Origin of the sequence: Larkinella sp. (assembly GCF_965227735.1) — a bacterium.
Lineage (GTDB): Bacteria > Bacteroidota > Bacteroidia > Cytophagales > Spirosomataceae > Larkinella.
Window position 1 is genome coordinate 6,976,320 of sequence record NZ_OZ245776.1, and the last position, 12,011, is coordinate 6,988,330.

At 52.6% G+C, this 12,011-nt stretch carries 7 protein-coding genes; all 7 read left to right on the top strand.

The window, feature by feature from the left end; genetic code table 11:
* The first annotated feature begins 3 nt into the window (after positions 1-3).
* The 7 genes from ACO064_RS27475 (at position 4) to ACO064_RS27505 (ending at position 11,962) form a co-directional block, all read left to right on the top strand.
* Positions 4-1,380 (top strand): L-serine ammonia-lyase, encoded by a 1,377-nt coding sequence (locus ACO064_RS27475; RefSeq protein ID WP_421830393.1) that lies wholly within the window; start codon positions 4-6, stop codon positions 1,378-1,380.
* Between the two features lie 429 nt (positions 1,381-1,809).
* Complete coding sequence (locus tag ACO064_RS27480) at positions 1,810-2,943, top strand: sensor histidine kinase (RefSeq protein ID WP_421830394.1); 1,134 nt, start codon at positions 1,810-1,812, stop codon at positions 2,941-2,943.
* Positions 2,940-3,743 carry a LytR/AlgR family response regulator transcription factor gene (locus ACO064_RS27485; RefSeq protein WP_421830395.1) on the top strand — a complete coding sequence of 268 codons (804 nt, stop codon included), beginning with the start codon at positions 2,940-2,942 and terminating at the stop codon, positions 3,741-3,743. Before ACO064_RS27480 ends, ACO064_RS27485 begins: the two co-directional genes overlap by 4 nt.
* 145 nt (positions 3,744-3,888) lie before the next feature.
* On the top strand, positions 3,889-6,453 hold the full coding sequence (locus ACO064_RS27490; RefSeq protein ID WP_421830396.1) for a TonB-dependent receptor domain-containing protein: 2,565 nt from the start codon (positions 3,889-3,891) through the stop codon (positions 6,451-6,453).
* A gap of 218 nt (positions 6,454-6,671) precedes the next feature.
* A complete protein-coding gene (locus tag ACO064_RS27495; RefSeq protein WP_421830397.1) occupies positions 6,672-7,523 on the top strand; it encodes a DUF3347 domain-containing protein in 852 nt (283 codons plus the stop codon).
* Between the two features lie 99 nt (positions 7,524-7,622).
* Positions 7,623-9,893 carry a multicopper oxidase domain-containing protein gene (locus ACO064_RS27500; protein ID WP_421830398.1) on the top strand — a complete coding sequence of 757 codons (2,271 nt, stop codon included), beginning with the start codon at positions 7,623-7,625 and terminating at the stop codon, positions 9,891-9,893.
* Between the two features lie 32 nt (positions 9,894-9,925).
* Positions 9,926-11,962 (top strand): copper-translocating P-type ATPase, encoded by a 2,037-nt coding sequence (locus ACO064_RS27505; RefSeq protein ID WP_421830399.1) that lies wholly within the window; start codon positions 9,926-9,928, stop codon positions 11,960-11,962.
* The last annotated feature ends 49 nt before the right edge of the window (positions 11,963-12,011 follow it).

Here is a 12,011-nt window from a genome sequence, read left to right on the forward strand (position 1 = left end):
TTCATGAATAATTCGCCCATTACTACTTCCATCTTCGATTTGTTTAAAGTCGGCCCCGGCCCGTCGAGTTCGCACACGATTGGACCCATGAAGGCAGCTTTTGATTTTCTGGAACGGTTGCGGCACCTTCCCGAGGCCACGGTAGAATCCGCGGATTCAATTCATGTTCATCTGTATGGTTCACTGAGTGCAACCGGCAAAGGCCACGGCACCGACCGCGCCATTGTGGCCGGTTTGCTGGGCTGGCAACCTGAATCGACGGACCCGGTGGCCTTGATGGCGATGCTGAAAGATCCGGCGGTGACGTATCCGGTGGTGGTTGGAAACCGGGCGTTTGACCTGGGCGCGGAGCACATCCATTTTGAGCGAAAAAAGTACGAGTCGCCATATGCCAACACCGTCGTATTCAAGCTGGTGGCGAATGGAAACGGGCTTTATGAGGAGGAATATTACTCGATCGGGGGCGGTTTTATTCTCCGGAAAGGGGAGGAGACCGTCGATCAATCTGACATCCAGTTGCCGTATAAGTATCAGACGATGAAGGAATTGAAAACCCGTCTGGCGGATCACCAACTGACGCTGGAGCAACTGATGCTGGCGAACGAAACCGCCGTAACGGGCCGCTCGGCCAAAGAGATCAACCTGCGGATTGATCAGCTTCTGGACTTCATGCACAAGGCCGTCCGGCGGGGTTTGCGGCATACCGGAACGTTGCCTGGTTCGATCAAGCTGCGACGGAAAGCGCCGGTTTTGTTTCAGCAGGCGCGGGGTTTGGCACAGTCGTCGGATAGTTTTCTGATCTTTTTGAACTCATATTGCCTGGCGGCTTCGGAAGAAAACGCGGCTGGCGGTATTGTTGTGACTGCCCCGACCTCCGGCGCTTCGGGCGTGATTCCGGGATTGACCTACCTGGCCAAACACCATTTTCATTACGATAAAACTACGCTGCGGAAAGGCATGTGGGCTGCTGCGGCTGTCGGTTTTCTGGTGAAACACAACGCCAGTATTTCGGGGGCTGAAATGGGTTGCATGGGCGAAATTGGCACCGCGTCGGCGATGGGAGCGGCTTTTCTAACCCAATGCGCCGGGCATTCCATCGAAGCCATCGAAGCGGCCGCTGAAATCGGCATCGAACACCACCTCGGCATGACCTGCGACCCGATTGGCGGGTATGTCCAGATTCCGTGTATTGAGCGCAACGCGATGGGCGCGGTCAAAGCCTACAATGCCTTTTTGCTGGCCACCGCCGGAACGCCCGCCAACCAGAAAATCTCGCTGGATGCCGTCATCAAGGTCATGAAAGCCACCGGACGCGACATGTCCACCAAATACAAGGAAACCTCGGAAGCCGGCCTGGCACTCAGCGCCACCGAATGCTAAAACTCCGAAGCCTGAAAGGCTTCCATCACTAGCCCCGGCTATAGGCCGGGGTGGCCATGGGGGCGGTATGCCGGGAAAAACCGGGGCGGTATGCCGGGGTGGGCATGGGTAGGATCGGAATTCGTGGAGGGGTTATTGTACGTAATGAGAGATTTCGTTTTTCTCCGGTTACGCGGTATATTCCCCCCGGTTACCGCGGTATATTCCCCCCGGTTACCGCGGTATATTCCCCCCTGTTACCCCGGCATATCACCCCGATCCCCCGGCCTATAGCCGGGGCTAGTGATGGAAGCCTTTCAGGCTTCGGGGATGGTTGGAATGGAGACGAATTTGCATTCTGCTCCCTAAACAACCGGTTCGGATCGTTAAAAACCGTACTCTGCAATTTTCTTTTTACATTACCGGCCACCTAATGGACCTTCGTGGGACATGAATCCGAAAACGGCCTACCGGTTAACCTCCCGCCAGATTGCGCAACTCGCTATGAGCGTGCTGGTGATCTATTACCCCATCCTCTTGTATGTCAACCTGCCGGAACGAAACGGGTCGTTTTTGGTGCAATCGCTACCGTTTTTGCTGGGGCAGGGCGTGGTGACGTTTGCGATCTACTACGTCTGGATTTACATCACGGAAATCATTCTGGATCGGACGTCCATCCGGTTTGGTGAGGAGTTTCTGGTCGATTTCAAATTGCCGATGCAGGTGCTGGCGTTGTTGCTGGCCATTACTGCCGGTCTGGTACTGAATCTGGCGGGAGATCAGGCCCGTCATCAACTGGTCCGGTACATTCCGCGACCGGAAGTGGGCAACCACCGGTCGGCTTCAGACCCGCAACCGGCGGAGGAACCACCCAACCGACCACACCGCTGGGAGTTTTTCGAACGATCCAACAACGGTTTGTCCATCGTAATCATGCTGTCGATCTTTTATCTGTCAGCCAACCGCCGGGCCAACCGACGACTAAAAGACGTTCAGATTCGGGCGGAGCGGCTGGAGAAAGAAGCGGTTTTGACCCAATTTGCGGCTTTGAAAAACCAGATCAGCCCGCACTTTCTGTTCAACAGCCTGAGTATTCTCTCGTCGCTGGTGCATGTTGATGCCGATTTGTCGGAACAGTTTATCGACCAGCTGTCGCGGGCCTACCGGTATATTCTGGAGCAAAAAGACAACGACAAAGTCCGGCTGAAAACCGAACTGGATTTCATTCGATCCTACACGTTTTTGCTCAAAATCCGCTTTGAGGACAGTTTCGACGTCAGGATCGATATTCCCGAAAAGACCGTCGATCAGTATTGCATTGCGCCGTTGACCTTGCAACTGCTGGTCGAAAATGCGGTGAAGCACAACCGGATGACGCCCGAAATGCCGCAGCACGTTCGGATTAGAACCGAGGGCGGGTACCTCGTGGTTTCGAACCGGATTCAGCCGCGCGAGCAACTGGAACACTCGACGGGGGTGGGCTTACAAAACATCATCAACCGCTACGCGCTCCTGACCGATCAACCCGTCTGGGTGGGTGAGCAGGACGGCGCTTTTGTGGTTAAAATCCCACTTATCGCATGAACGTAGTTATTTTGGAAGACGAAAGACTGACGGCCCAGCGACTGGAAAGTCTGCTGCATCGCTACGATCCCGAAATCCGGGTGTTGGCTACGCTGCCGTCGGTCGAAAAAGCCGTGGCCTGGTTTAGCCAACCCCAGCCGGAAAAACCGGATCTGGTGTTTATGGACATCCATTTGCAGGACGGTCTGGCGTTTCGGGTCATCGAGCAGGGGAAGCTGACGACGCCGATTATCTTCACGACGGCTTTCGATGAGTATGTGATTCAGGCCTTTAAGGTGAACAGCATTGATTACTTGCTAAAACCACTGAGTTACGACGAACTGGTTGCCGCCATTACCAAGTACAAAAAACTGAAGGAGCAGTTCGCTCAACCATCTTCGTCGCCACTACCGGTTGCTCCGATGGCGGTACCGGATATGGACGCGCTCGTTCGGATGCTGGGGGCGTTCAAGGAAACGACCTACAAAGACCGGTTTATGATTACCGTCGGATCGAAAATCCGGAGCGTGGAAACGAGCGAAATTGCGTATTTTTTTCTCGATGAACGCATGGCGTTTCTGGTGACCAGAGACGGCGCAACGCTGCCCGTCGATTACAGCCTGGACAAGCTGACGACGTTGCTCAACCCCAAACAATTCTTTCGGATCAGCCGGCAGTTTCTGGTGACCTTGTCCGCTATTCACACGATTCACACCTATTCGGCCGGGAAGTGGCGGCTTGACCTGCAACCCAAATCCCGGCTGGAAGCGTTCGTCAGCGGAGACCGGATTGCGGATTTGAAAGAATGGCTGGGGAAATAGACGGTTTTTCGGCACGACATCACCCGGCATTCTGCATTGAAAATCGCCGATTCAGCGCCCGAAAATCCCGGTTTTGCAACATTCTTTTTCGCCAGAAATTTTCGGCGGCAACCTTTGTAACCTGCTACGACAACGCAGGTCTATCATGAAAATCAAAGGATTTACGTCATCCATTCGCCCGGCCCTCCTCGCCGTATTTTTCTTCACCGGTCTCTCGGCTGCCGTGGCCCAGTTTGGCCCTCCCGGGGGTGGTCCTCCGGGTGGTGGTTTCGGCGGTCAGGACGAAAAGAAGAAGAAAGAATTTACCGGTGTAGCCGAGGATGCGCCCAAGGGAAACGGCAAAATTTCCGGTATTCTGATCGACTCGACGTCGGGAAAACCGGTCGAGTTCGCCACCATTGCCCTAATCAATCCCACCACCAATAAGCCCATCGACGGAACGACTTCCGACGAAAAAGGGAAGTTCTCCCTGACCAAACTGGCCCCCGGTCAATACCGCCTTCAATACTCGTTTATTGGCTACAAAAACACGGATTCCAAACTGATTACCATCGCCAAAGGCACGGAGTTAAATGTGGGAAATGTGCAACTTCAACCCGATGTTCGCCAGTTGAACGAAGTGGTCATCACCGGACAGGCACCCATGATTGAGGAGAAAGTGGACCGGCTGGTGTATAATGCCGACAAAGACGTCACGTCCAAAGGCGGTGACGCCACCGATGTGCTGAAACGGGTTCCGATGCTGTCGGTGGATCTGGACGGCAACGTGAGTCTGCGGGGTAGCCAGAATATCCGGGTGCTGATCAACAACAAACCGTCGACCATCGTCGCCAGTAGTGTGGCCGATGCGCTCAAGCAATTGCCCGCCGACATGATCAAGTCCGTAGAGGTGATCACCAGCCCGTCGGCCAAGTACGATGCCGAGGGAGCCGCCGGGATCATCAACATTGTGACCAAGAAGAACACACTGCACGGTTTGACGCTGAACGTCGACGCCGGAGCCGGGATTCGCGGTTCGAATCTGGGGCTGAACGGGTCGTATCGGCAGGGGAAACTGGGCATCAGTCTGGGCGGTTTTGGCCGGGCCTTCTACAACCGGGCGTCGTCGACCCTCGACCAGACGACGCTGATCGGTGGCGTCCCGATGCGAACCAGCCAACAGGCTACGGCCTTCGATAAACCGCTTTTCGGCCAGTATACGCTGGGTCTGGATTACGATCTGGCGAAAAACCAGTCTTTGACAGCAAATATCCGGTATGGCACCCGGAATTTCGTTCAGGAACAGAATCAGTTAACCAGCACCTATTTTGGGGATTCGCTGCTGGGCAAAACCAACCGCGATGTCGACCGGAAGGATTTGTCGAACTCGGTGGATATCAACTTGGATTACATCCGTACGTTCAAACCGCAGCAGGAGTGGAGCATTTCGACGCAATACAGCCGCACCGGTCTGGTGAATAATTTTTATGCCGACCTGCTCAACAACGGCGGAGAACTGACCGCCCGCCAGCGGAACCTGAACAACAACACCAACCAGGAAATTACCCTGCAAACCGACTACCAAACGCCGATTCAGAAAAACCAGTTGCTGGAATTTGGCGCGAAGGCGATTATGCGTCAGGTCGATAGCCGCTATCAGTATCAGGTGGGCGGCACCACCGGCGACCTGGTTTTTGACCCGACCAACCCATCCGGGTCGCTCAATTATTCGCAAAACATCGGTGCCGGTTATGTGTCTTATACCTACGTGACGCCTACGAAATACACCTTCAAAGTCGGGACGCGCTACGAACACACGGGCATCACGGCCACCAGCAACGAAACGACGCCCCTGGCCATTCCGAGTTACAGCAACCTGGTGCCGAGCATCAACGTGTCGAAGAGTTTGAAAGGGGGAGCAACGGTCAAAGCTGCCTACAACCGCCGGATTCAGCGGCCCGGTTTGCAACAGTTGAACCCGAACCCCAACGCGGCCAATCCGCAGAACATCAGTGTCGGAAATCCAACTCTGCGTCCGGAATTGACGGACAATGTGGAACTGAGCATCAGCTCGACCATCAGGAAAACGTACCTGAATGCCGCCCTGTTCGGACGCCTGACCAACAACGCCCTGACGCAAATCCGGCTGCCATCGGATACGCTGGCGGGGAGCATCATCACGACGTTTCAGAACATCGGCGTGCAGCGGACTTTTGGAGCCAACCTGTTTTTCAACACCAATCTGACGTCTAAATGGAGCATCAACGGTGGACTGGACGGTTATTTTGTATACATGCAGGGCATGACGGCCGGAGTCGACGGACGCTCGCAGCAGATTAGTAATCAGGGTTTAAGCATCGGTGGACGGCTGATGTCGCAGTGGACGCTCAACAAAGGCTGGGGAATTCAGGGATTCGGATTTTACCGCAGTCCGATGCCGCAGTTGCAGGGAACGATGGGCGGCATGTATATGTATTCGCTGGGTGTGAAAAAGGATTTTGCCAACAAGCGCGGCAGCATTGGACTGGCGGCTGAAAATTTCCTGGGGAATGGCGTAACCATGCGTACGACGCTCGACTCGCCCCTGCTTTCCCAGACGAGTGTGATGAATCTATACAACCAGAATGTGAAGGTGACCTTCTCGTATCGCATCGGTAAAATGACGTTTGAAGATAAAAAGAAGAAAAGCAAGTCGGTCAATAATGACGATGTGAAGGGCGAAATGAATTAATTTTCTGAATAAAAGTGCGTTTGGACTCACTTGCTGAAAAGGCGGGTGAGTCCATTATTATGTACAGGGTTTCCATAATTCTGTACGAAAAGCGGGGAATGAATCGCCGATCTTTGTAACGTGAAAATTTGACCATGCTGGTACTTAGGTCATTTATGAAAGACCGCTTTTTGATCCTGCTGATAATGACTTGTCTACTGAACTTAACGACTATTACCATGAAATCACTAAAAATAGGGATGGCAATCATGCTATTGCTAGCGTCATTTCTGTCGCAGGCAGCCATCAAAAACGCCGTAACCGAACAGGTAAAAATCCCGGGTGCGTGCTCCCAGTGCAAAGATGGCATTGAAGCGGCCGCATTTCAGAAAAATGCCTCAAAAGCAAGCTGGGATGTGAACACAAAAGTGGCTTCCATCACCTATGATCCGAAGAAGACGTCAGTGGATGCCATCCTGAAAAAAATGGCCTTGGCGGGCTACGACAATCAACAGTATTTGGCGCCTGACGATGCTTTTGCAAAACTGCCGGACTGTTGCCGGACTGCTCGGGCTGGTAAAAAAGAAGCACTGGTTGCCAAAAATGCGCCTGTTCATCAACGGGAGACGGCACCAGCTTCACCGGTCGAAACGGCTGATTCTGATCCTTTGAAACCGGTTTTGGAAGCATATTTCTCGGTGAAAGACGCCCTGGTCAATTCGGACGGAAAGGCTGCTTCGTCCCAGGCTGCCGTTCTGGTGCAGGCCATAAAAGCGGTGAAAATGGGGCAGTTGAGTACGGAGCAACACACGGTCTGGATGAAGGTGATGAAAGACCTCAGTCTGGACGCGGAGCACATCGAGGAAACCAAAGAGGTAAGCCACCAGAGAGACCATTTTACATCCCTTTCCGAAAATATGTACAAACTCATTAAGACCGGAAAACCGTCGGAAACGGTTTATTACCAGCATTGCCCCATGTTTAATGACGGAAAAGGAGCCAACTGGCTGAGCAAAATCTCTGCAGTCAAAAATCCCTATTACGGCGCACAGATGCTGAGCTGTGGTAAAACGACCGAAACCATCAAATAAAAACCGAGCTGTTCCAACTCCATTGCACTGCCGCGAATGAGCGACAACACAGTGGAATTGGAACAGCCCTTTTCTTTCCTCCTTTACAGAAAACATACGATGGATTTTGGTAAAAAACAGGCTGAAAGGCTGCTTCTCGCCTTCAGCCTGTTTCTGCTTGCCTTTCGCCCGGCATCGGCTCAAAAAGTAGTGCGGTACGACCTGTACGTGAAGGATACAACCGTCAATTTTACCGGGAAGCCCAAAAGGGCCATTGCCGTGAACGGGCAAATCCCGATGCCGACGCTCACCTTCACCGAGGGCGACACAGCCGAAATTTACGTGCATAATGAGTTGCATGAGGAGACTTCCCTGCACTGGCACGGGCTGTTTTTGCCCAACCGGTACGACGGTGTTCCCAATATGACCCAAATGCCGATCAAGCCCCACACGACCCATTTGTACCGGTTTCCCATTATTCAGAGCGGCACCCACTGGTACCACAGCCACACCGGTTTGCAGGAACAACTCGGCATGTATGGCTCTATGATTCTCCATAAGAAAAAAGAGCCGGTTATTCCCACGGTTCCGGTCATGCTGAGTGAGTGGACGGATATGAACCCCAACAATGTTCACCGGCTGCTGCACAATGCCAGTGATTGGTTTGCCATCAAAAAGGGGACGACACAAAGCTATTCGGAAGCGATCAGGCAGAGCTATTTTAAGACTAAAGTAGTCAATGAGTGGAAGCGGATGAACGCCATGGATGTCAGCGATGTCTACTACCACCAATTTTTAATTAACGGAAAAAACGAAAGCCAGCTTTCGCAGTTCAAAGCCGGTGACCGGGTGCGTTTGCGGATTTCGAACGGGGGAGCCTCCACGTATTTCTGGCTTACCTATGCGGGTGGAAAAATGACGGTGGTAGCCAACGATGGCAACGAGGTGGAGCCCGTGGAAGTCGACCGGTTGATTATTGCCGTTTCCGAAACCTACGACGTCATCGTTACCATTCCTTCGGGAAATGCCGACTCCCGCCCAACGGCGTATGAATTTCTGGTAACCTCCGAAGACCGGACTCGCTCGGCCTCGTTGTACCTTGGTGAAGGCGTGAAACAACTCGCATCGCCCCTGCCGAGATTGAACTATTTCGAGGGAATGAAAATGATGAACGGCATGATGAAAATGAACGGCGATCTGGATGATATGGGCATGAACATGAGCCTCAATCAGATGGATATGAACGTGGTCATGTATCCGGAAATTACCGGGTCTTCCAAGGGCAACCTGGTCCGGAAACGGGGACAAATGGATGGGATGAACACAGAAGATGAATATGCCCATCAGAACCGCTACAACAGCAATGCGTTATCGACGATTACCACCCTGAATTATGCAATGCTCAAATCGCCGGTTAAAACGTCTCTCCCCGGCAAGGCACTGGTCAGGGAACTGCGGTTTGTGCTGACGGGAAACATGAACCGGTACGTCTGGAGTCTGGATAACCGGGTGGTGTCTGAAACGGACAAAATCCGGATCAGAAAAGGGGAAACTGTTCGAATGGTGATTTACAACAATTCCATGATGCGCCACCCGATGCATCTGCATGGTCACGATTTCAGAGTGCTCAATGGGCAGGGGGAACAGGCTCCGCTGAAAAACGTCATCGACATCATGCCGATGGAAACCGACACCCTCGAGTTTGCCGCCACCGAAAGTGGCGACTGGTTTTTCCATTGTCATATTCTATACCACATGATGAGCGGAATGGGTCGGGTTTTTTCCTACGAAAACTCTCCTCCCAATCCGGAAATTCCCAACCCGAAACTAGCCCGGCGCAAACTATTTTCCGACGACCGGGAATTTCATTTCATGGCCGAAAATGATTTTGCTACCAACGGAAACGATGGGCAAGCGATGTTGCAAAATACCCGCTGGAGTGTTGGCGCCGAATGGCGACTGGGCTACAACGACCATCATGGCTATGAAACCGAAACCCACATCGGACGCTACCTGGGCAAAATGCAGTGGTTGATGCCCTTCATCGGTTTCGACTGGCGGTATCGAAAAATGGGGATTGACGAAGTCGAGCGCAATCTGTTCGGTCAGCGAAATACCAAAGACAAACGAGCGGTTTTCAGTGCCGGGATTAACTACACCTTGCCGATGCTGGTGGTAGCCCAAGCCGAAGTTTTTACCGACGGCAATGTTCGCTTTCAACTGGAACGGATGGATATTCCGGTTTCCAAACGCCTGCGAATGAGTCTGATGGTGAACACCGATAAGGAATATATGGCCGGACTTCGGTATATTCTCACGAAAAACAGTGGCATGTCGGCCCATTACGACAGCGATATGGGATTTGGGGTAGGGGTTACTCTGAATTATTGACCGCGGACAGGGCTTTCATAAACCGAAAGAAGATGGAACATCACCACGAGCATCATCACGACATGCAAAAGGAAACGACTTTGCATGCGCATTCCGCCAAACCCATGGACGACCATGCCGGTCATGACAAACACGCTGGTCACCACACCGGTGATTTCCTGAAGCGTTTCTGGGTATGTCTGGTTGTCACCGTTCCCGTCCTTTTGTTGTCGCCCATGATCCAGCACTGGGCGGGATTCCATTGGCGGTTTTCCGGAGATACGTATGTGCTCATGGTCCTGAGCAGCTTCCTGTATTTTTATGGCGGATGGCCTTTTCTGACGGGCCTGGTCGGGGAACTTAAAAACAAAAACCTGGGGATGATGACGCTGGTGGCCGTAGCGATTACGACGGCCTACGGATACAGTGTGGCGGTGGTTTTTGGCCTGGAAGGCATGGATTTCTTTTGGGAGCTGGCTACCCTGATCGACATCATGTTGCTTGGACACTGGCTAGAAATGAAATCCCAGATGGCGGCTTCGCGCGCGCTGGAATCCCTGGTGGCATTGTTGCCTTCAATCGTCCATGTGGAGAGAGGCAATCAGGTAATCGACATTGCTTTGAAAGACCTGCACACCGGCGATGTGTTGTTGGTAAAACCGGGAGAAAAGATTCCGGCCGACGGGCTGATTCTGGAAGGGACGTCGTATGTGAATGAAAGTATGCTAACCGGTGAAAGTGTTCCGGTGCAGAAACAGAAAGCGGGTAAGGTCATCGGCGGGGGAATCAATACGGACGGGGTTCTGAAAATCCAGGTCACCGACACCGGTGACGATACGTATTTGCAAAAAGTAATTAAAATGGTCAGGAATGCGCAGGGAGCCAAATCGAATACCCAGAATCTGGCCGACACGGTAGCGAAGTGGCTTACGTTGATTTCCATCAGTGTCGGCATCCTGACATTTGTCGTTTGGTACACGGGTGGTCAAAGCCTGGCCTTTGCGCTGGAACGCATGGTAACGGTGATGGTAACGTCCTGTCCACACGCTTTGGGTGTTGCGATTCCGCTGGTTATTGCGATTTCAACCACCCTTTCGGCTACACATGGGCTCCTGATCCGAAACCGAACGGCGTTTGAAAATGCCCGGAATCTTACCACGATCATCTTCGATAAAACCGGAACATTGACCAAAGGGTCTCATGAAGTCCAGGCGATCATCGTGCAGGACAAGCAGTTTTCGGACGACCAGATCCTGCAATTTGCCGCAGCGATCCAGCAAAATTCCGAACACCACATCGCGCACGGGGTGATCCGAAAACTGAAAGAAAAGAAGCTGGACCTGTGGCCTTCAACCAATTTTACCTACCTACCGGGAGTCGGGGTGACGGGAATTGTAAACGAAAAAAAAGTAATGGCGGTCGGCCCCACTTATTTTAAACAGGAAAACCTGCCCGTTCCCACCATTCCCGACCAAGTCGATCAAGCGACTGATACCGTCAATTTTATTTTGGTTGACGGAAAGCTCGCCGGTCTGATCACGTTTGCCGATAGTCTCCGGGAAAATGCGGCCGCAGCCGTGGCGGACTTAAAAAAAATGAATATCAAAACCTTCCTGTTGACGGGTGACAACGAGAAAATTGCCGAAGCCATCAGTAAAAAGCTACACATGGATGGGTATCTGGCGAATGTTTTACCCCACGAAAAGCAGGACAAAGTCAGGGCATTTCAGGAGAAAGGAGAGGTGGTTGCTATGACCGGCGACGGGGTGAATGATGCGCCAGCATTGGCACAGGCCGATGTGGGCATTGCCATTGGCTCCGGTACGGATGTAGCTGCCGAAACCGCCGATATTATTCTGGTCAACAGCGATCCAATGGATGTGGTGCGGATGATCACTTTTGGGCGGGCTACGTACCGGAAGATGGTGCAAAACCTGGCTTGGGCCGTTGGCTACAACGTAATTGCTATCCCCTTAGCCGCAGGCGTTCTGTATCCAACGTTTATGCTTAGTCCGGCGATGGGAGCCATTCTGATGAGTGTGTCTACCATTGTCGTTGCCATTAATGCCAAGCTGTTGCGAGTCCAATAATTCCCTAATGGGCTGTCGGTGGGGCTGGACTGAAAGAGAAATTCATTCC